This is a genomic window from Pseudarthrobacter sp. NIBRBAC000502770, assembly GCF_006517815.1.
Taxonomy (GTDB): domain Bacteria; phylum Actinomycetota; class Actinomycetes; order Actinomycetales; family Micrococcaceae; genus Arthrobacter; species Arthrobacter niigatensis.
In genome coordinates, this window is the sequence record NZ_CP041198.1 from 349,831 (window position 1) to 369,339 (window position 19,509).

Consider the following 19,509-nt stretch of genomic DNA (forward strand, 5'->3'; position numbering starts at 1 on the left):
TGGACGGGGCTGCCCCGGACCCGTGGACTGGAACCAGGTCCCCAGCATCACCCAGACCTGCAACACGTTGTACAGCGAAAGGAAGCCGCCATGGCCAGCAACAAGAACCGCGCCGCCCGGAAGAAGAAGACCTGGAAGGAGATGTCACCGGGTGCCAAGATAGGCACCATTGTGACGGGCCTGGTGCAGGTCTCCCTGCTGGTTGCCGCCCAGCGCGACATCTCCCGGCGGCCGGCAGAACTCATCAACGGTCCCAAAGCCGCGTGGCGGGCGGCGTCCTTCGTCAATTTCATCGGCCCCATGGGCTACTTCATCTTCGGCCGGAAGCACTCCGCCGCCGCCAAGTAGCCCAGTCCGGCGGAAGGGCGGCCGGGCGCCCGTGGAGCGGCCGCCCAGCTTGACCCTGTAAATTTGAGGGCATGACCCCCACTGCCACTGTTGCCATGACCCGCGCCCTCGGCATCTCCAGGGAGATCGAAGACGCAGCGTGGTTCGTCCTTGGCCCGGGTCTGCAGGGGAAGGCGTCGCCGCTGGACGGGCGGACCCGGACGTGGTCGGTCGCGGCGGCCTCGGAGCTGCTGGACCGCCTGGAACGGGGCATCCCGGACGCCAAGGCCCCGATGATGACCAACCTCCGCGAGAACCTGGACGGCGCCACCCGTGGAGCCAAGCAACTGGCGGTGGAGCTGCTCTTCCTGCAGTCCCTTCCGCTGGCCCACGAAGTGAAATCCCTCAAGGTCAAGCGCGCCCGCGTCGCCGAGGCCGCCGGCTGGCTGGAGCCGCCGCTGGAGCTTCCCGAAGAGCTTTACGCGGGCATGACGGACCACGGCGTGATCCGTGACCGGACGGCTGAATTCAACTGGACCATCTGGGACCACCTGAAGTGGCTGTGCCGGTTCGTCCGGAACGTCGCACAGCGGCCGGCCGCCGTGGTGCAGGCCGCCATCAAGGATCCGCTGCAGTTCCACCGCCTCGCGGCCTCCACCCCGGATGACCAGCCCGCCATCCGCCGCAGCATCGAGTTCCTGGCGTGGCCCAGCTACTTCGAGCCCGTGGTGGCGGACGTGGAACGCCAGGAAATCCGTGACGCGTTCGCCTCCCTGGTGGGCGGGGCGAAAGGTGACGGGGAAGAGGACATCACCGCTGACATCCACCGCATCCGGCTGCACCTGGACGAGCAGGCGGGCCAGCGGATCGACTGGTACTCCCGCCAGCTGGTCAGCCAGTGGCGCAAGGTGGGCGACCCCGGCCGGCGCGCCTGGCTGCTCCGGACGCACAGCGATCACGCCGACCTGCTCACTGCCTGGCACGGAGAGGAGAAGGTGACCCTCGACGTCGAGCATCTCCGCACACTGGACCCCGGCGTGACCGCCGGCCTGGTGCAGCATGCCGTGGACGAGGACTACAAGCACCTGGGCTACGTGGAACGCGAGGACACCAAAACCGCGGTCTTTGCCTTCCTGACCGTCATGAAGCCCGGTGACCTGGTGCTGTACCAGCACGCCGGAACCGTACGGCTTGGCGGCGTGCTGGGGGAGCCCGAGTACAACGACGACAACCGGCGGCTGCGCCGCAAGGTGCGCTGGTTCGACGACGGCCACACCACCACCAGCCTTCCCCGCCACGTGCAGCGGCAGCTCGCCACCCCTGGCATTGTGGTGGACGTAACCCGCGTGGTCCAGGCGCTGCAGGCGCTGCTGCCGGCCGAGGCGGAAACCGAGCCCGACGGCGACACTGACGGCGCCGTCGTCGTCCCTCCTGTCCAGGAGGGCTTCCGCCCGCTGACGCAGGAATTCGCAGCCTCGCTGCACATGGAGCTGGAGCCTCTCCAGGAGATCGCCGACCTGCTGGAGGAAAACCGCCAGCTGGTGCTTTACGGCCCTCCCGGCACGGGCAAGACGTACTTGGCCAAGCACCTCGCCGCGGAACTGGCGGATGACACCACGGACGAACGCGTCAAGCTGGTCCAGTTCCACCCGTCCTACGCCTACGAGGACTTCTTCGAGGGCTACCGGCCGGATAAGACGGACGAAGGCCAGGTGTCCTTCAAACTGGTGGCCGGGCCGCTGCGCCGGTTGGCGGAGGAAGCCGCCAAGCCAGGGAATGAGAAGAAGCCGTACTTCCTGATCATCGATGAGATGAACCGCGCCAACCTGGCCAAGGTGTTCGGCGAGCTGTATTTCCTGCTGGAGTACCGCGATGACCGGATCTACCTGCAGTACAGCCCCAACGAGCCGTTCACGCTGCCGGACAACCTCTACATCATCGGCACCATGAACACCGCCGACCGTTCCATCGCGATGATGGACGCGGCTATCCGCCGGCGCTTCTCCTTCATCGAACTCCACCCCCAGACGGAGCCGGTCAAGGGCTCCCTGCTCCGGTTCCTGGAGGCGAGGGAGCTCGATACCACCCCGGCGCTGCTGCTGGACGCGCTCAACGGGGCCATTGACGAGTGGGACCGGGACCTGATGATCGGCCCGTCGTACTTCATGAAGCCGGCAGCCCAGACCCCTGCCGGCCTGCGCCGGATCTGGAAGTACGAGCTCATGCCGCTGCTGGAGGAGCACTATCACGGCCAGCTGACGCGGGCCCAGCTGGAGGAGCGGTTCGGGCTGGACCAGCTGCTGGGGCGCGTTGCAGCGCGCTGACCCCAGGGCGTCCGTGCGTCACCTGGTCCTGGACGAGCTGTCCAGCGGGCTGATGGAGCGGCTGGATGCGCCCAGCGCTTCCTTTCTGAACTCCAGCGGGCTGGCCAAGGCCTCGCCCATGGGCATGGGGCTGTACCGGATCGAGCCGGTGGGCAAGGTAGGCTCGGTGCGCACCTCAACGCTCCAGCTGGACGTCCGGCCCAAGGACCGTCTGGGCCTCAGCCGGCTCCTCTTCCTGCTCAGTTATGCGGGGGAGCAGGGCTTCCGGCCGGACCTGGTGGCTGCCGAGGAAGACCAGGACCTGTGGAGCGCGCTGGCGGAGTCCCTGGCGCAGCTCGCCGAACGTGCCCTGGGCCGCGGCGTCCTGCAGGGCTACCTGACCGTGGACGAATCCCTGCGCACGGTCAAGGGCCGGATCCGGATCTCGGACCAGATCTCCCGCCGCCCCGGCATGCTGGTTCCGCTGGAGGTCTCCTACGACGAGTTCACCGAGGACATCGCCGAAAACCGGATCCTGCGCGCCGCCCTCGAACGGATGGGCCAGGTGCCCGGAGTCCGGCCCGAGGTACTGGGCCGGCTGCGCCAGCTGAAGGGAAAGCTCGACGCCGTCACCCGCCTCCCAGCCGGCAGCCCAGTGCCGCCGTGGAAACCCACCCGGATGAACCTGCGCTACCACTCCGTGCTGCGCCTGGCTGAGCTGGTCCTGCGCAACGCGTCCGCGGAAGCGGGGGAGGGCAGGCAGCAGACGGCGTCGTTCGTGGTGGACATGGCCCAGGTTTTCGAAGACTTCGTGGGAACGGCGCTGCGCAGCGCCATGGCGTCATATCCAGGGGAACTGCGGCTGCGGTACAACGCCCTCCTCAGCGAGGCGGTGCGCGACTCCGACCGGCTGTCCGTGCGCCCGGATGCCGTCCACATGCTCGGCGGACGCCCTGTGGTGGCCTACAACGCCAAGTACCGGGCGGCGTCGGACGCCGGTGCGTCCCTGACCGCCGACCATTACCAGATGCTGGCGCACTGCACCGCCCTGGCCGTGCCCACCGCCTGGCTGGTCTACGCAGGCAAAGGCGAGATGAAACTCCGCCGCATCCTGAACACCGACATCGACATCGTGGAGTTCCCGCTGGACCTCAGCCAGCCGCCGTCGGCCATCCTGGCATCCATCCGGGAACTTGCCTCCCAATCCTGGGGCGAGGTGCTCAGGACTGCTACACCGGAACCCGGAACGTAAACGTTGTCCCCTCGCCCAGCGTGCTTTCGACGTCGATGGTCCCGCCGTGGGCCTCTACGATCGCCTTGCTGATGGGCAGGCCCAGGCCCACGCCCGGGATGGCAGTGCGCCGGACGTTGCTGGTCCGGAAGAACTTGGCGAACACCTCGGAAGCATCCTCCGAGCTCATGCCCATCCCTGTGTCCCTGACCCGGCACGCCAAATGGCCGTCTTCCCGTGCCAGCGACACCACCACCTCGCCGCCGTCGGGGGAGTATTTGATGGCGTTGGACACCAGGTTGTCCAGGACCTGGGAGATCCTGGCGCTGTCCACGCGGGCCTCCAGCCGTTCCGGGGTCTCCGCCCGCAGATCCACGCCGGCGGCGGCTGCGCGGGGCAACGCCGAGGACACGCTGCTGCGTACCAGCTCGGCAACATCCACAGCGTCCGGCGAGACGATCAGCTGGCCGTTCCGGCTGGCCAGCAGGTCTGACACCAGTGTCAGGAGGCGCTCAGAATTGCGGCGGATGATTTCCAGCATTTCCCGCTGGGGATCGTCCTGGTCTTCGGCGAGCAGAATTTCGACGTAGCCCAGGATGGATGTCAGCGGGGTCCGGAATTCGTGCGAGACGCTGGATACGAAGTCGTCCTTGGCGGTGAGTGCGTTCACCAGGTCCGTGACGTCGCTGAAGACGACCACCGAGCCGGTGAAGTTGCCGTCCGAGTCCTTCATGGCACGGGCGGTGGTCACGAGTGCCCGCTGGTCCTTCCCGTCACCCAGCCACACCAGGTAGTCGGTGAAGGTTTCCCCCAGGACGGCCCGCCTGACCGGACGTTCCCGGACGGGGACCAGAGTCTTCCGGTCCGGGCCGTAGACCAGCAGTTGCGATTCGTTGGGGTCAGCAATGTTCTTTGGCCGGGCCAGTTCATGGTTGGCGCGCTGCTTCCGGTTCATCAGGATGTCGTGGCCGTCCGCATCGACAGCCAGCACCCCCAGGTGGACGGTGTCCAGCACGGTGTTCAGCAGCGATTCCTGGCGCTTGCTGGTCCGCAAGCTGGCACGCAGCTGCTCGTCCTTTTCTTCCAGCTGCGCCTGCTGGCGCATCATGCTCAAGGTCAGGACGCTCACCGACACGCCGATGCCCAGCATCATGACGGGCAACAGCAGTGAACGGGCGAAGTCCTGCGGCGTGTAGTTGCCCTTCAGGAGCAGCGGCACCCAGATGATGGCCAGCGGACCGAGGAAGGAAAACCACAGTGCAGCCCGCGGGTAGTAACCCGATGCGCAAAGCCATATGACGGGGAACACGGCCAGCAGGCTGATTCCCGTCAGGCTTTCCTGGCCGCCTTCCCTGCCTGCGGCAATGGAGACAAAGTCGAGCAGCGGGATCGCCAGGAAACTCGTGTAGGGCAGCCGCTCCCAAGGAATGATGTAGCAGAACGCCATGATGGCCAGTTGGGAGACGAGGAACGTGACGAACAGGGGATTGTCCATGGTGTCCGGGAAGAACGCCCACATCAGCAAGGCCGTCAGGATGGTGGTCACGAACAACGGCATCTGGCTTAGCGCCACCCGGTCCGTCAGCCGGTACTCATGGAAGGGCCGCCTGAAGAACCGCAGCCGCCCCGAGGACCAGGCGGTGGGGTTGCTCATAGTGCGGGGGACGCGGACGTTGGGGTGTGCGGGACCATACCAGCAGGATATCCGCAGCCAGCTATACTTCAGACGTTGGCACTGAGGGGGCTCTATGAGTGAGGCACGTGTGGGTCTGGTCATCGAGGATGACCACGACATTCGGGAATTGGTTCGCACTGTGCTGAGCCAGGCTGGATTTGACGTGACCGTCGCCAGCGGGGGCGCCGAGGGCGTCCTGATGGCCAAGAGCCTCAATCCCGATGTCATCACCCTGGACCTGGGGTTGCCGGACATCGACGGCTTTGAGGTTTCGCGGCAGATCCGCGAGTTCTCGGATGCGTACATCGTGATGCTGACGGCGCGCACCGAGGAACTGGACACCCTGATCGGGCTTGAATCGGGGGCCGATGACTACCTCACCAAGCCGTTCCGCCCGCGCGAGCTGCGCGCCCGGGTGGCGGCGATGATGCGCCGGCCGCGGACTGCTCCTGACCCGCAGGAAGTTTCAGTGGATGCCGGCGCGGACAGCGCGGCCCATCCGGAGCGCGGAAACTTCAGCCACAACGGCCTGGAACTCAGCTACGCCTCCCGCACCGTCACAGTTGACGGCAAGGAGATGAACCTGACCCGCACGGAATTTGAACTCCTGTATGCCCTGCTGGAAGCCGGGCGCACTGTCAGGACCAAATCCGACCTGGTGCGGCGGCTCCGGGACGAGGATTACGACGTCGGCAGTTACATCAGCGAGGCCGACGAACGTTCTGTGGAAGTCCACATGGGAAACCTGCGCAAGAAGCTGGGTGACTCACCGCAGCAGCCGCGGTGGCTGCAGACGGTTCGCGGGGTGGGTTACCGCTTGGCGCCGGGGCAGCACTGAGCCTGCAGCCGGTGCATGGTCTGCCTGCTGCACTGGGTGATGGGCCGCAAGTACGTGGCGGCCAGCCGGGGCAGCGCCACCGCCATGTCCGCGTGGCGGGCTTCGGTCCGGATCTCGTTCTCCAGTTCCAGGGCCAGCCCGGCCAAGCGTTCGGCGCCAACCATCTGGCTAGAGGTTTTCAGGCTCAGGACCGCGTCCATGGAGCCTTCCAGGTCGCCGGTGGTCAGGGCCAGCCGCAACCGCCCCAACCGTTGCGGCAGGAAGTCGATGAAGTTCCCCACGAAGACCCGGCTGTAGCCCTCCTCCTCCTCGAGTTCATCCCGCAGCCGGTCCAGAACGGACTGGTCTACCAGCGGCCTGGGGGCATCATCTGATGTGCTCATGACACTCCTTTCTGCTGGCTTTGTTGACTCGGGAAACAGGGCGGTGGGGGCGGAACGCTTGCTCTTTTTCAGGTTAGGACTGTTCCCATGACCTCGCAGAAGACTCGGCAAGAATTGTGGTTTTCTTGATGGGAGTGCGGATTTCTGCCCTTAGGATCAAGGCCAGTGCTTTCTGCACTGACGCCACCGGCGGCCGCGGCCGCATTTCAATCTGGGGATAGATTGCCGTGTTCCGAATACTGAGGTCCTTGTTTGTCGCGCTCATAATCGGGGTTGGATTGGCGGTGTCCGTCATCCAGCCGGCCAGCGCAGCAGCCACGTCACCGCAAGTTTCGCTCAACCCCACTTCCGGTCCGGCCGGTGCCGCCGTTACAGTCACCGGAACCGGGTTCAAAGCCTCCACCACCGGGACCGTGATTGCGGGTTCCACAACCTTTGCGTTCCAGACCACCTCGCAAGGGGCATTCAGCACGGGCATCACCATTCCGGCAGCGGCCACCGGGAATCTGACCATCACCGCCAAGACGTCGTCCATCAAGGCATCCGCAACCTTCGTGGTGCAGGCGGCGCCCGTTCCGGCCCCGGCGCCGGCTCCAACAATCAGTGCTGCCCCCTTGCGTTTTGGAGCGGCCACTCCGGGGGGACCCCTGGCCAGCAGTGAACTGGACGAGGTGGCCACAGTGTCCGGGGAGATCCCTTCCATCGTGATGAGTTACAAGGATTTCCTGCAGTCCCCGCCCATCACTGAGCTGGACGCTGTCCGCTCCCGCGGAGCCACGCCCCTGGTCACCTGGGAGCCCTGGGCATGGGGAGGCGGCATCAACCAGCCCGCGTATTCGCTGGCCAGGATAACTGCCGGGGACTTCGACGGGTACATCAGCCAGTGGGGCCAGTCCCTCGCGGCCTGGGGCAAGCCGGTCATGCTTCGATTCGCCCACGAGATGAACGGCAACTGGTATCCCTGGGCCGAAGGCGTCAACGGAAACCAGGCCGGAGATTACGTAGCCGCCTGGCGGCACGTCCACGACGTCGTCGCCGCCACGGGCGCCTCTAATGTCCAGTGGGTCTGGTCGCCGAATGTGCCTTATTGGGGCTCCACTGACCTGGCAGGCCTGTATCCCGGTCCGGGCTACGCGGATATCGTGGCCCTGGACGGCTACAACTGGGGCACCTCGCAAACCTGGAGCAGCTGGGTTTCCCCGGTGGACCTCCTCGGCCCCGGCATCTCCCAGCTCCGCACAGTGGCCCCCGGGAAATCCGTGCTGATAGCGGAAACGGCGTCCAGCGAACTGGGTGGTTCCAAGGCGGCCTGGAACACGGACCTGGTGTCCTACCTGGCCGCCCAGCCGGACGTGATGGGCTTCGTCTGGTTCCACATGCAAAAGGAAACAGACTGGCGCATCAACAGCAGTGATTCGTCGGCGTCGGCGTTCAAGTCCGCCCTGTCGGCACGGAGAAGCTAGGGGATAGGGGATAGCTGCTCCGAAACTGTCAGTGGCGGCGCCCGATCGCCGGCAACCCGTTCATCGTGCCGTGCCAGGATCAAGGACAGTGCCGGCAGCAGCTAAAGATTGCCTCAAGATTTCCTTGATTGCTTGGCTCAGGCGCCGGCTTCGAGGAAGTGCACCAACTGGTCCTCGAGGGCTGAGCGGTCCTTCAGCTCGCACTCCCAGACCGTCAGCACTTCCCAGCCGGCGTCTTCGAGCTGCCGGCGCTGGCCGGCGTCACGCTCACGGGTCCGGGTACGTTTCGCAGCCCAGAACTCGGCGTTGGCCTTCGGGGCATGCAGGCCCACCCGGCAGTCGTGGAAATGCCAGAAGCAGCCGTTGACGAAGATTACCTTGTGCCGGGCGGCGAAGACGAGGTCGGGATTCCCCGGCAGCCTGTTGCCGCCGGAACTGCCGTGCAGCCGGTACCGATAGCCCCTGGCGTGCAGCAACCGGCGCACCACCAGCTCAGGCTTGGTGTTCTTTCCGCGGATCCGGGACATGTTCCAGCTGCGCTGCTCGGGCGTGAGCTTGTCAGCTGAGGCGTTGTCAGCGCTGGAAGTGTCCGGCATCTTCCCAGTCTAGGAGTGCCTAGATCTCCCGTTCCGGCTGTTCGCCGAACACGAAGTGGCGGCCGCTGACGGACTTGGGGTCGATCTCCACGTAGAAGTCCTTGAGCGTGGGGACCCAGGTTTTCAGGCCGAGTTCCTCGATGGCGGCGAGTTCGTCGGAATTACTGAGCACCCGCGCCGTCCCCGCAGGACAACGGACCAGGCCTCCTGGGACAGGATGCCGTCGGTTTCGAACAGTACCTTGGCGTTGATGGTCAGTTGCGCCAGTTTGTTTCCGGGCGCCGTGCGCAGGTAAAGCTTCCGGTTGGAGGTTACATAGTTGACCGGGAAGATATCCGGCTCCCCGGCAACGGAGACCACCAGCCGGCCGTGCTGCGTTGCCGCCAGGAGCCGCCACGACTGCTCATCATCGAGTTCAAGGACAGGATTGCCGTCCGCGTGTTCAAACATCATGCGGCCATTCTTCTACGTGAGGTAGAAACGCGCCAGAGGCTTTGTGCCCCCATTTCGCTGTGTTTTTGACAACACCGTCAAGGCTTAACAGTCCGGAAACAGGGCTGTGACCGGGTTGTATTTCCGGCTGGATAGCGTCGCACGCAGGGCCATGACGGCTGACTGCAAACGAAAGCGACGCACCCAATGGGCAACGACACAGACACAACCCAACTGCTGGAACCGGCGGCACCTGCTGGTGCCGCCGTCGTCGGACGCTCCCCGGCGATCCCCACGGCAGGCAACACCGCCGCACTGAACGCCACCAAGGAAAGCCTGGAGGACTATACGCTGCGGTTCGCGCCGCGGTCCTACCGCAAATGGAGCGCGGGAGTGGTGGCCACCAGCGCGCTGGGCGGTATCGCCTACCTGGCGGACTTCTCGATCGGGGCGAACATCGGCATCTCCTACGGGACGGTCAACGCGATCCTGGGAATCCTGGTGGCAGCCGTGGTCATCTTCGCCACCGGCTTTCCCTTGGCCTATTACGCGGCCCGCTACAACATCGACCTGGACCTGATCACCCGCGGCTCGGGCTTTGGCTACTACGGTTCAGTGGTCACCAACGTCATCTTTGCCACGTTTACCTTCATCTTCTTCGCGCTGGAGGGCTCCATCATGGCGCAGGGTCTGGAGCTGGGACTCGGCATTCCGCAGTGGCTCGGGTACGCCGCGTCTACTGTGCTCATCATTCCGCTGGTCATCTACGGCATGAACACGCTGGCCAAGCTCCAAGTATGGACCACTCCCTTGTGGCTGCTCCTGATGGTGGTGCCTGTGGGTTACCTTCTGGTCTCGCACCCGGAGAGCATCGACAGCTTCTTCGCCTACACCGGTGCAACGGGCGACGGCGGTCCGAACCTTGCGTCCGTGATGCTCGCCGCCGGCGTGTGCCTGTCCTTGATGGCGCAGATTGCCGAGCAGATCGACTACCTCCGGTTCATGCCGCCGCGCACCGATGCCAACCGGGCCGCCTGGTGGCGGGCAGTGATCCTGGCCGGGCCGGGCTGGGTGATTTTCGGGGCCATCAAGCAGATCGTGGGCCTGTTCATCGCCATCTACCTGATCGCCACGCTGGATCCTGCCGCCTCCGCCACCGCCAATGAGCCCGTGCACCAGTTCCTTGGCGTGTACCAGGAGATGATGCCGGCCTGGCTGGCCATGACCCTGGCCGTGGTGCTGGTGGTCATCTCGCAGATCAAGATCAACGTCACCAACGCCTACTCCGGCTCGCTGGCCTGGACCAACTCCTTCACGCGCATCACCAAGACCTACCCAGGCCGGATGGTGTTCGTGGTGGTCAACCTGCTGATCGCGCTGGTGCTGATGGAAGCGAACATGTTCGATTTCCTGAACACCATCCTCGGGTTCTACGCGAACTGCGCCATGGCCTGGGTTGTCACGGTGGCGTCCGATATTGCGATCAACAAGTACCTGCTCAAGATTTCCCCCAAGGTGCCTGAGTTCCGCCGCGGCATGCTGTACGCCGTGAACCCCGTTGGCTTCGTGTCCATGCTGGTGTCCGCAGGGGTTTCGATTGCCGTGTTCTTCGGGGCCTTTGGTGCCGCGATCCAGCCGTACTCGCCTATCTTCGCCGTAGGACTGGCGCTGGTCCTGCCACCGGTACTGGCCGTTCTGACCCGCGGCAAGTTCTACCTGCGGCGATTCGACGACGGGATCGACCTGCCCATGTTCGACGCCGACGGGAATCCCAGCGACGCCAAGCTCCTGTGCCACGTGACGGGGTTGGAGTTTGAGCGGCCGGACATGGTGCGTTCCGCCCAGGACGCGTCCGACGGCGGCCCGCAGTATGTTTCATCGCTCGCCTTGTCGACGGACAAGACGGGGGAGCTGGTGCTGCCCGCACAAAAGTAGGGCGGTTTATCAGGAAGCCGGTGCACTTAGGTGCGCCGGCTTTCCTTGTGACTTCGTTTGTCGGATTCCTGGTGGTAGACAATTCTTGGGCTCTAGGGCTGTGGATAACTATCCCGCCGAATTGTGACGTGGGCTACCCTTAAGTCACTGTCCGGAACAAGCCGTCTTGAAACTACTGGGGGATTAGCGGCCCATGACATCACAGAACTCCTTTGCGTCACGCGTTGCCCCGTCGGGGGCCTTCCACTCCAGAGTTTCCAGGTCCGGTGCCGCGGCCCTTGTTGTCGGTTTGGCCCTCGCCTTGTCCGGCTGCAACTCCGGAGGGTCGCCAGGACCGGGCGGCACGTCGTCCCAGGTGGCCGACGAGACGCCGACAGCCACCGCCGCCGCCACTCCCACCTCAACGCCGAGTGCCGTCTACAAGCCCGCCGACGCTACCGGCCCAGCCCAGAACGTCCCGGTTCCTGCGCTTCCGGAAGTGGCTAAGACAGAGACGAAAGAAGGGCTCGAGGCGTTCGCTAGGTACTGGTTCCAGCTCCTCAGCTATGGGTACGAAACCGGTGATACAAGGTCCATATCCACGCTTACCAGTCCGGCGTGCACTATGTGTGAACGAGCAAGGCAGGTTCAACAAGGCTGGCATCAGGAGGGCCGATGGTTGGTCGGTGGCCGGGTAACCACTCCGTCCGTCAATACGACATTTGTCGTGGCACCCGATGGTAACTACCAAGTCGCCGTCCAGGTGTCGCAGGAAGCACTGAGCTACTACAACTCGGACAAGTCCCTCGATAGTACTGACCCCAAGCCTGCGGACTCAGGCAGCCTGATGTTAGTCGTGTTCCGCGAAGGCTCATGGTTTGTCCAAACTGTTGAGCCGATCGTCGGTTGACGATATGAAAGTCCTGTTCCAATTTTGCGTGCTGGGCTATCTATTGGTATCCCTCCTCGTGCCGGCTGCCGCCAGCGCGGCTACAGAGTACGGTAAAGCGCCAATGATTGATCGCGAAAACGATGGTTCATCCCCGCCAAAAATGGGAAACGCACCACCGAAGGGTCACTGGAATTCCGGAGGAGCCGACGTCAGTGGATGGCAATTGGATCCTGGGACTGGCGACTTTACTCGACCAGAACCTGGCGCCGTGAGTACAGACCCCAACGAGTACAAATACGAACTCCAGTGCCACCTTGGCGGCGGCGACTTCGATACGCCCTGCCTCGCCCGCCAGCTCGACTGCAAAGACCGGGAGGACGGCGCCAAGGGCATCCCTGTTATGTGGCTGTCGCGGCCGCGGGGTGTGCCGGGAGCAGTGTGGGCGCACCATTCCGGCCCCACCTGCCTCTACGATCCGAAACCCGAGGACCTCCTGCCCCGGATTGCTGCCGACATCCAACGGCAGTTCCAGAACCTCCCGGTCAGTGTTGGTGCGGTCGTGGCCCAGCCCAGCCCCAACACGCTGCGCGGCGCCGAGACGAACTTCTACGCAGAAGCCACTGAACAGCAGTTCGACATCACCATGTTCGGCCAGAAGGTTCACGTGGTCGCCACGCCGGTCCAGTACATATGGAACTACGGAGACGGCACAGTCTTCGGCCCGCAACCTTCCATGGGCGGCCCGTTGCCGCAGGACCGTTGGGGCGAGAAGACCCGGACCAGCCACGCGTATGCCTCCACAGGCGACTTCCGGGTGGTCCTGACCACCTCGTTCCAAGGCACCTACTCGGTGAATTCCGGGCCGCCGCTGCCGATCCCGGGCCAAGGCCAGTTCAACGCCCCACCGCAAATTATCAGCGTGTGGCGATCTCTCACCCGCAACTATGCCGACGACTGCAACGCCAATCCGCAGGGCCAAGGCTGCCCGGGCGTGGGCGGATAGCGCGGGCACTGAGGTGGACCTGTGATCCCCGTCCCACCATCGACTGGCACGGAATAGTTGCATGCGCCCCACAGTTGCCAAGGACAGTACGTCTTCAGCCTTCGAAAGGAACTGCGCATGCTGTTTTCCCCGCTCACCCTCGGTGAACTGGAACTTCCCAACCGCTTGGTGATGGCGCCCCTGACCCGCCTTCGCGCGGGTGAGAAAGGCGTCCCCGGCCCGCTCCTCGCCGAGCACTACCGCCAGCGCGCCTCCTTGGGCCTGATCGTCAGCGAGGGCACCTACCCCGCGCCGGTCGGTCAGGCTTACCCGGGCCAGCCCGGCATCGTCACCGAGGAGCAGGTTGCCGGGTGGAAGAAGGTTACCGACGCCGTCCACGCCGAAGGCGGCCGGATGTTCGCCCAGATCATGCACGGCGGCAGGGTTTCCCACTCTGATATCACCGGTGGCCTGCCCATCGTCGCCCCCAGCGCAGTAGCCATTGATGGCGTGGTCCGGACACCGGCAGGCAAGCAGCCCTATCCTGTGCCGCACGCCCTCACCACTGACGAGCTCCCCATGGTCATCCAGGAATTCGTCAACGCATCGCTGAACGCGATTGAGGCAGGATTCGACGGCGTGGAACTGCATGCCGCCAACGGTTACCTCTTGCACGAGTTCCTGGCGCCGAACTCCAACGTCCGGACGGACAGCTACGGCGGGTCACCGGAAAACAGGGCCCGCTTCGTCATCGAAACCATCAACGCCGTCGTGGCAGCCGTCGGCGCGAACCGGGTGGGCGTGCGCATTTCCCCTGAGCACAACGTGCAGGGCATCGTCGAAACCGACGCAGCCGACGTGCGCGCCACCTACGAGGTCCTCGTGGACAGCATCGCACCGCTCAACCTGGCCTACCTGAGCATCCTGCATCACGAACCCACCGGCGAACTGGTCCAGGACCTCCGTACACGCTTCGGCGGCACCTTCCTGGTCAACACCGGCTTCGGTGTCATCACCACCCGGGAAGAAGCCGTGAGCCTGGTGGCCGAAGGCCACGCAGACGCCGTCGTGGTGGGACGCCCGGCAATCGCCAACCCGGACCTGGCCCGGCGCTGGAAGGAAAGCCTCCCGCTCAACGAACCTGACGCCTCCACCTTCTACGCAGATGGCGCCATCGGGTACACGGACTACCCGGTGTACCAGGGCTAAGCGACCCACTGGCCAACCCGGACAAGACAACGACGGCGGCACCCACCGTGGGTGCCGCCGTCGTGGGCTGTCAGGGGTGCTGGTCCCGGGCAGCTGTACCGGAAGGTCATCCGACGACTTTCCGGCAGAAGGATAATGTGGCCCGCCGGACTCCATCGGATGCCGGCGGTGATCAGATGATACTCCAACGAATGGACTCCTGCCAGAGCCAATTTCGCCGCTTGGAAAACGGGCTAAAGAACAGCCTCGCGGCCTGTGCCTTCCTTCATCAGCAAGCGCCCATCCTCGATCGATACCAGCACGCTCTTCGGCTTCCCGCTGACCTTGGTGATGGCCTTCAGGCCCCGATTGGTGACTTCGACCCCCACCTGTGCACCCTTCGCCGGGAGCTCGACGGACACCTCGGATGCGATCCCGAGCAGCGGATTGGTCGAGATTCCCAAGTCCCGGCGGACCTCCTTGCCGTTGACGGTCACGGTCACGTTGGCCTCGTCGAACCCCTCCTGAAACACCACAAGCAATTCCCGCATGATGGCCTCTTCCTCGAGCATGGGTACCAGTAACGGCATGTCCACTACAGCACTTTGAAGGGCCCAGCGGAATACCTCCCTTGCCCCGCCGAACCCCTATCCGCACGAACTCCGGTGGAGCCCGGCAGCGCGGTAAGGCAAGATGTTCTGGTGACTCAACTGCCTGCCCCCGCCACCACGTCCGCCCCCTCCCGCGCATCGGAGGAGGACGCGATCTTCGCCCAGATCGCTGCCGAGCTGGAGGTCAAGGACTGGCAGGTCAAGGCTGCGGTTGGATTGCTCGACGGCGGGGCGACGGTTCCCTTCGTCGCCCGCTACCGCAAGGAAGCCACCGGCACGCTGGACGATACCCAGCTTCGCGACCTCGACGAACGGCTCCGCTACCTCCGCGAACTGGCGGACCGCCGTCGTGCAGTCCTCGACGCGATAGAAGCGCAGGGCCAGCTGACACCGGAGTTGCGGAAAGCGGTCCTGGCCGCGGACACCAAGTCGCGGCTCGAAGACATCTACCTGCCGTTCAAGTCCAAGCGCCGGACCAAGGCCCAGATGGCCCGGGAGGGGGGCCTGGAGCCCCTCGCGGACACGCTGTTGAAGCGGCCGGACCTGGACCCCGAACACGAGGCCGGGAAGTACCTCAACAGTGAGCACGCCATCAGTGATCCTGCCGCCGCGCTCGCGGGTGCCCGCGCCATCCTGGTGGAGCGCGTGGCCCAGGACCCTGACCTCGCCGCCAACCTGCGGGACAGGATGTGGACCCAGGGCCGGATGGTCTCCCGCGTCAAGAAGGGCAAGGAAGCCGAAGGCCAGAAGTTCGCGGACTACTTCGAGTTCGCGCAGGCGCCGGACCGGATGCCGTCCCACCGGGTGCTTGCGTTGTTCCGCGGCGAGAAAGACGGCGTCCTTGAGCTGGACCTCGCTGAAGCCGACCCTTCGGACGACGCTGCCCTCACTGCCGCCCGCGCCCGTTACGAGTCTGCGGTGGCCAGGTTCCTCGGGGTCGCCGACCGGGGCCGCCCCGCCGACGCATGGCTGATGCAGACTGCCCAGGTGGCCTGGCGTTCACGCGTGCTGGCCCGCCTCACCTCCGACCTCCGCGCCAGGTTGTTCGCCGCAGCTGAGGACGAAGCGGTCCGGGTCTTCGCCGCCAACCTCCGGGACGTCCTGCTGGCCGCACCAGCCGGCAACCGTGCCACCCTGGGCCTTGACCCAGGGCTTCGGACCGGGGTGAAGGTCGCCGTGGTGGACGGCACCGGGAAAGTGGTTGCCACTGACACGGTCTACCCGCATGCCCCGGCGCGGAAATGGGACGAAGCTTTGGCCACCTTGGTGCGTTTGGCGCGGCAGCACGCCGTCGAACTCGTGGCCATCGGCAACGGGACCGCCTCACGGGAGACGGACAAACTGGCTGCTGAACTGATCAAGCTGCTTCCGGAGGTGGACCGGAAACCCCAGAAAATTGTGGTGTCCGAGGCCGGCGCATCGGTCTACTCCGCCTCGGCGCTCGCCGCGGCGGAGCTCCCCGGGATGGATGTATCGCTGCGTGGCGCAGTTTCCATTGCCCGCCGGCTGCAGGATCCGCTCGCTGAACTGGTGAAGATCGATCCCAAGTCCATCGGCGTCGGCCAGTATCAGCACGCCGTGACAGCGTCGAAGCTCGACCGGAGCCTGGATGCCGTGGTGGAGGACTGCGTGAATGCCGTGGGTGTCGACGTCAACACTGCCTCGCCGGCGCTGCTGAGCCGGGTAGCCGGCGTCGGTCCCCTGCTCAGTGAGAACATCGTGGCCTACCGGAATGAACACGGACCCTTCAACAAGCGGACCGACCTCAAGAAAGTGCCGCGGCTGGGCGCCAAGGCTTTCGAGCAGTGTGCAGGCTTCCTGAGGATCACCGGGGGAGCAGAGCCGCTGGACGCATCGAGTGTGCACCCCGAATCGTATGCGGTGGCGAGGAAGATCCTCGTGGCAGCCGGTTCCGCCCCGGCCTCCTCCCTGGACCCACAGAAGTTCGTTGACGGTACGTTCGGCCTCCCCACCGTCAAGGACATCCTCGCAGAACTGGACAAACCCGGGCGCGACCCCCGGCCCGCCTTTGCCGCTGCCACGTTCTCGGAAGGCATTGAGAAGATCTCGGACCTGGTGCCGGGCATGATCCTCGAAGGAACGGTAACTAACGTTGCTGCATTTGGGGCGTTCGTGAACGTTGGAGTCCATCAGGACGGCCTTGTCCACGTATCCGCCCTGTCCAACCGCTTTGTGTCCGATCCGCGCGAGGTGGTGAAGTCCGGCCAGGTGGTCCGGGTGAAGGTGCTGGAGGCGGATCCGGAGCGGAAGCGGATTTCGCTGACGTTGAGGCTCGACGACGAACCCGCCGGCGGCGGCGCAGGTTCAGGCCGTCGCGATTCCGGTTCCGGTCGCCGCGATTCCGGGAGCCGGACGCCCGAGCGTGCCGGGCGTCCGGACCGCCAACAGCCGGCCAAGCAGGGAGCAGGCCTGTCCGGCGGGAGCGTCCGGTCAAGCCCCAAACCCCAGCCTGCCAACACGGCCATGGCCGAGGCACTCCGGAAGGCGGGCCTGGGCAAGTAGTCCACGGTGTTGGGCGGTCCAGGATGAGGGTCCCTAACCGTTAGTTCCCAGCACGCGTGGCCGGCCGAACCTTGTCCGGACTCCGGGGGAGTAGAGGGCGGACTCTGGCGGGCCCTTGACGTTGATACCGGCCGCCCCCACCAGTCCGTCACGGAGCCGATGGACCTTGGCGCTAAAAAGTGGCCATTCGTGGTGGGTGTTCGGGACGTAGATGCTCCTGCCGTGAAAGCGCCCGTGCATGCCGTACCTCGCCGTCAGGAAGATGGATAAAGGGTCGACGGCCGCGGTGTGCAGATCGGGGATTACCCCGAAGCTGCTGCGTGCGCCGGCGGCGCCGAGCCGGCGCACCGAATAGCCGACCGTGGATTGATTCGCACTCCCAGGTGTACGAGCCGCTCCAGTTGCCTGTTGCCGCGCGTCGCCGCCGGGAAAGGACGGCCATTGCCGGATCTGCGACCACACGTATGGGATTCCGGCAGCCCGCGTGGCCAGAACCACCGGCAGCCTGGTGGCGTCGAGGCTTAGGAAGACCACTCCGCGCGTCCCATTCGGTTCGCGGGAGTAAAGCCGGACGTTCACCTCGTTGAAGCTGCCCAGGTACGGGATGCCGGGGCCGGTTCCGAGTCCCGCTTGTTCCATGCGGAAGCCGATCAGGCCCACCCAGGAACTGCCGTCGAAAACATCGGGTTGAACCCCCTCAGGCATGTACGCGGCGGCGGCGGCCTCCGGAATGCGCCAGTGAAGGAAGACGGCATCAAGCCACCTCTGGTCGGAAAATACCGGCCTGGGAAGTGCCGGCGGCCGCGGCCACACTCCTGCGGCATTCAGGTTTCCGGTCAAGGTCCTCCCACTCCTTCGCTCGGTCCGGATGGCTAAGCGCCCTGTTATTCAGCTCCGCAGCTCTCAGTTCAGTGGGCGTGTGTCTTCGGGAAGGTGGCCACCGGCGAGAAGTTTGGCAGCTGTGTCAGCCAGGGCCGTCAGCGCCACCCTCTGGGTCCAGGGACCGTACGAAATGCGGGCCACGCCCAGTTCCTCCAGCTTCGCCGGCGGCAGGGACCCGGGCACGTTGATGACCGAGACTTTGTTCCAACCGATGGCTTCCACCAGGGCCGTGACCGTGGGCTCGTCCAGGAGGCCAGGGACGAAGACCGTGGTGGCACCGACGTCCAGGAAGGCCTTGCCGCGCGCGATGGCATCGGCAAGAACGTCTTGAGGATCCCGGTCCTTTCCCTTGAGGAAGGCGTCGGTCCGCGCGTTCAGGACAAAGTCGATTCCTTCTGCAGCGCCAGCGTGCACGACGGCTGCCATCTGGTTTACGGCGTCCTCGAGCGGGCGCATCTGGTCCTCGATATTGGCTCCAACGATTCCGACTCCGATGGCTTTGCGGGTTGTCTCCCCAGGGTTCCCATAGCCGGACTCAAGGTCAGCGCTGACCGGCAGGTGGGTGGCCGCCGCGATGCGGCCCACAAAGCTGATCATCTCGTCGACGGGAATGTTCTCGCCGTCCTCGTAGCCCAGCGTCGCGGCGATCGAGTGGCTTGCCGTTGCCAGGGCAGTAGTTCCCGGGATGTCCGTAATGACTTTGGCCGTGATGGCATCCCATACGTTGACCACCTGGAGGATCTCAGGGGCCTGGTGTAGGCGGAGAAGTTCGGAGGCTCTTGCGCTGCTGTTTTCGGTCATGGGTGAAGCCTAACGGACAGTCTTTGGACACACTTCGCTGGGGTGGGCTAACCCCAGCGGGCCCTTAGCTGCGTGCGGCGGTGGAATGAGGACGGGCAGCCGACGGGTCCTTTTGCCACGGCCAGCGCCCGGTGATTTCCAACTCGAGGGAGAAGCTGAGGAACGTCCTGATCAGGACGATGATGGCCAGCACTCCGACGCTGGCGAACGTCGGCGTGACGGCAACTGTGCGGATGATGTCGGCAGCGACGAGTAGTTCGAGGCCCAGCAGGATGGATCTTCCCAGCAGTTGGCGGTAGGAACGGTAGAAACTCAGTTTCTCATTGCCCGCCGGAAGCTGCCGCGGCTGATGACCCCGGAGCGCCATGGGGAGGGAAACCACTGCTCCGACGACCATGACTGCGACTCCTGCGAAGTCGACCAGCTGCCCAACCGTCTCAATAACCTGCCGAAACTCCATGCCCTGCC

General features: G+C 64.9%; 17 protein-coding genes and 1 pseudogene. 10 read left to right on the forward strand and 8 right to left on the reverse strand.

Translation table 11 applies throughout. The annotated features are described in order from the left end of the window. The first annotated feature begins 90 nt into the window (after positions 1 to 90). The 3 genes from NIBR502770_RS02005 to NIBR502770_RS02015 all read left to right on the forward strand — a co-directional run bounded on the left by NIBR502770_RS02005 (position 91) and on the right by NIBR502770_RS02015 (position 3,882). The gene (locus tag NIBR502770_RS02005) at positions 91 to 348 is read left to right on the forward strand and encodes a PLD nuclease N-terminal domain-containing protein (protein WP_141180857.1); all 258 of its coding nucleotides are present in this window, start codon (positions 91 to 93) and stop codon (positions 346 to 348) included. A 71-nt stretch (positions 349 to 419) separates the two neighbouring features. Next, positions 420 to 2,651, forward strand: coding sequence for an McrB family protein (locus NIBR502770_RS02010; RefSeq protein ID WP_141180858.1), 2,232 nt, complete (start codon positions 420 to 422; stop codon positions 2,649 to 2,651). Between the two features lie 52 nt (positions 2,652 to 2,703). Next, positions 2,704 to 3,882, forward strand: a complete 1,179-nt coding sequence (locus tag NIBR502770_RS02015; protein ID WP_371416510.1) for a restriction endonuclease — start codon at positions 2,704 to 2,706, stop codon at positions 3,880 to 3,882. Here the strand turns inward: NIBR502770_RS02015 and NIBR502770_RS02020 are convergent. Then, positions 3,860 to 5,515: a cell wall metabolism sensor histidine kinase WalK gene (locus NIBR502770_RS02020; RefSeq protein WP_141180859.1), complete on the reverse strand. Its 1,656-nt coding sequence runs from the start codon at positions 5,513 to 5,515 to the stop codon at positions 3,860 to 3,862. The genes NIBR502770_RS02015 and NIBR502770_RS02020 overlap by 23 nt on opposite strands. Positions 5,516 to 5,609: 94 nt before the next feature. Between NIBR502770_RS02020 and NIBR502770_RS02025 the strand changes: the two genes are divergently transcribed. After that, positions 5,610 to 6,374: a response regulator transcription factor gene (locus tag NIBR502770_RS02025; protein WP_210411285.1), complete on the forward strand. Its 765-nt coding sequence runs from the start codon at positions 5,610 to 5,612 to the stop codon at positions 6,372 to 6,374. On the opposite strand, the gene NIBR502770_RS02030 is transcribed toward NIBR502770_RS02025, so the two are convergent. Then, positions 6,347 to 6,757 (reverse strand): Hpt domain-containing protein, encoded by a 411-nt coding sequence (locus NIBR502770_RS02030; RefSeq protein ID WP_141157966.1) that lies wholly within the window; start codon positions 6,755 to 6,757, stop codon positions 6,347 to 6,349. The two genes, NIBR502770_RS02025 and NIBR502770_RS02030, sit on opposite strands and share 28 nt — an antisense overlap. Positions 6,758 to 7,041: 284 nt before the next feature. On the opposite strand from NIBR502770_RS02030, the gene NIBR502770_RS02035 reads away from it, so the two are divergent. Next, positions 7,042 to 8,220, forward strand: a complete 1,179-nt coding sequence (locus tag NIBR502770_RS02035) for a glycosyl hydrolase (protein WP_371416481.1) — start codon at positions 7,042 to 7,044, stop codon at positions 8,218 to 8,220. Positions 8,221 to 8,357: 137 nt separating this feature from the next. Here the strand turns inward: NIBR502770_RS02035 and NIBR502770_RS02040 are convergent, their stop codons facing one another. Then, positions 8,358 to 8,816, reverse strand: a complete 459-nt coding sequence (locus NIBR502770_RS02040; protein WP_141180860.1) for a very short patch repair endonuclease — start codon at positions 8,814 to 8,816, stop codon at positions 8,358 to 8,360. Between the two features lie 19 nt (positions 8,817 to 8,835). Beyond that, a pseudogene (locus NIBR502770_RS02045) lies at positions 8,836 to 9,269 on the reverse strand (pyridoxamine 5'-phosphate oxidase family protein). Between the two features lie 186 nt (positions 9,270 to 9,455). Between NIBR502770_RS02045 and NIBR502770_RS02050 the strand changes: the two are divergent. The 4 genes from NIBR502770_RS02050 (at position 9,456) to NIBR502770_RS02060 (ending at position 14,245) form a co-directional block, all read left to right on the forward strand. Beyond that, positions 9,456 to 11,183, forward strand: a complete 1,728-nt coding sequence (locus NIBR502770_RS02050; protein WP_141180861.1) for a cytosine permease — start codon at positions 9,456 to 9,458, stop codon at positions 11,181 to 11,183. A gap of 193 nt (positions 11,184 to 11,376) precedes the next feature. Continuing rightward, positions 11,377 to 12,072: a DUF6318 family protein gene (locus NIBR502770_RS21745; protein WP_371416482.1), complete on the forward strand. Its 696-nt coding sequence runs from the start codon at positions 11,377 to 11,379 to the stop codon at positions 12,070 to 12,072. A gap of 250 nt (positions 12,073 to 12,322) precedes the next feature. Further along, a complete protein-coding gene (locus NIBR502770_RS02055; protein ID WP_246857363.1) occupies positions 12,323 to 13,057 on the forward strand; it encodes a hypothetical protein in 735 nt (244 codons plus the stop codon). A gap of 117 nt (positions 13,058 to 13,174) precedes the next feature. Beyond that, positions 13,175 to 14,245 carry an alkene reductase gene (locus NIBR502770_RS02060; RefSeq protein WP_141180862.1) on the forward strand — a complete coding sequence of 357 codons (1,071 nt, stop codon included), beginning with the start codon at positions 13,175 to 13,177 and terminating at the stop codon, positions 14,243 to 14,245. Between the two features lie 233 nt (positions 14,246 to 14,478). On the opposite strand, the gene NIBR502770_RS02065 is transcribed toward NIBR502770_RS02060, so the two are convergent. Further along, complete coding sequence (locus tag NIBR502770_RS02065) at positions 14,479 to 14,796, reverse strand: hypothetical protein (RefSeq protein ID WP_141157959.1); 318 nt, start codon at positions 14,794 to 14,796, stop codon at positions 14,479 to 14,481. 129 nt (positions 14,797 to 14,925) lie between these two features. On the opposite strand from NIBR502770_RS02065, the gene NIBR502770_RS02070 reads away from it, so the two are divergent. Next, positions 14,926 to 17,358, forward strand: a complete 2,433-nt coding sequence (locus NIBR502770_RS02070) for a Tex family protein (RefSeq protein WP_141180863.1) — start codon at positions 14,926 to 14,928, stop codon at positions 17,356 to 17,358. 33 nt (positions 17,359 to 17,391) lie between these two features. On the opposite strand, the gene NIBR502770_RS02075 is transcribed toward NIBR502770_RS02070, so the two are convergent. From NIBR502770_RS02075 to NIBR502770_RS02085, 3 genes are all read right to left on the reverse strand, one after another. Beyond that, a complete protein-coding gene (locus NIBR502770_RS02075) occupies positions 17,392 to 18,198 on the reverse strand; it encodes a YqjF family protein (protein ID WP_141180864.1) in 807 nt (268 codons plus the stop codon). Between the two features lie 63 nt (positions 18,199 to 18,261). Next, complete coding sequence (locus NIBR502770_RS02080) at positions 18,262 to 19,041, reverse strand: isocitrate lyase/phosphoenolpyruvate mutase family protein (protein WP_141180865.1); 780 nt, start codon at positions 19,039 to 19,041, stop codon at positions 18,262 to 18,264. A 64-nt stretch (positions 19,042 to 19,105) separates the two neighbouring features. Beyond that, positions 19,106 to 19,501, reverse strand: coding sequence for a DUF1622 domain-containing protein (locus NIBR502770_RS02085; protein WP_141180866.1), 396 nt, complete (start codon positions 19,499 to 19,501; stop codon positions 19,106 to 19,108). Positions 19,502 to 19,509: the final 8 nt, after the last annotated feature.

What these genes read in the sequence shown, in the direction of transcription:
- NIBR502770_RS02020 (WP_141180859.1), bottom strand. Translation starts at nt 5,515, where the DNA reads ATGAGCAACCCCACCGCCTGGTCCTCGGGGCGGCTGCGGTTCTTCAGG.
- NIBR502770_RS02080 (WP_141180865.1), bottom strand. Translation starts at nt 19,041, where the DNA reads ATGACCGAAAACAGCAGCGCAAGAGCCTCCGAACTTCTCCGCCTACAC.
- NIBR502770_RS02025 (WP_210411285.1), top strand. Translation starts at nt 5,610, where the DNA reads ATGAGTGAGGCACGTGTGGGTCTGGTCATCGAGGATGACCACGACATT.
- NIBR502770_RS02085 (WP_141180866.1), bottom strand. Translation starts at nt 19,501, where the DNA reads ATGGAGTTTCGGCAGGTTATTGAGACGGTTGGGCAGCTGGTCGACTTC.
- NIBR502770_RS02040 (WP_141180860.1), bottom strand. Translation starts at nt 8,816, where the DNA reads ATGCCGGACACTTCCAGCGCTGACAACGCCTCAGCTGACAAGCTCACG.
- NIBR502770_RS02010 (WP_141180858.1), top strand. Translation starts at nt 420, where the DNA reads ATGACCCCCACTGCCACTGTTGCCATGACCCGCGCCCTCGGCATCTCC.
- NIBR502770_RS02065 (WP_141157959.1), bottom strand. Translation starts at nt 14,796, where the DNA reads ATGCTCGAGGAAGAGGCCATCATGCGGGAATTGCTTGTGGTGTTTCAG.
- NIBR502770_RS02030 (WP_141157966.1), bottom strand. Translation starts at nt 6,757, where the DNA reads ATGAGCACATCAGATGATGCCCCCAGGCCGCTGGTAGACCAGTCCGTT.
- NIBR502770_RS02005 (WP_141180857.1), top strand. Translation starts at nt 91, where the DNA reads ATGGCCAGCAACAAGAACCGCGCCGCCCGGAAGAAGAAGACCTGGAAG.
- NIBR502770_RS21745 (WP_371416482.1), top strand. Translation starts at nt 11,377, where the DNA reads ATGACATCACAGAACTCCTTTGCGTCACGCGTTGCCCCGTCGGGGGCC.
- NIBR502770_RS02060 (WP_141180862.1), top strand. Translation starts at nt 13,175, where the DNA reads ATGCTGTTTTCCCCGCTCACCCTCGGTGAACTGGAACTTCCCAACCGC.
- NIBR502770_RS02015 (WP_371416510.1), top strand. Translation starts at nt 2,704, where the DNA reads ATGGAGCGGCTGGATGCGCCCAGCGCTTCCTTTCTGAACTCCAGCGGG.
- NIBR502770_RS02050 (WP_141180861.1), top strand. Translation starts at nt 9,456, where the DNA reads ATGGGCAACGACACAGACACAACCCAACTGCTGGAACCGGCGGCACCT.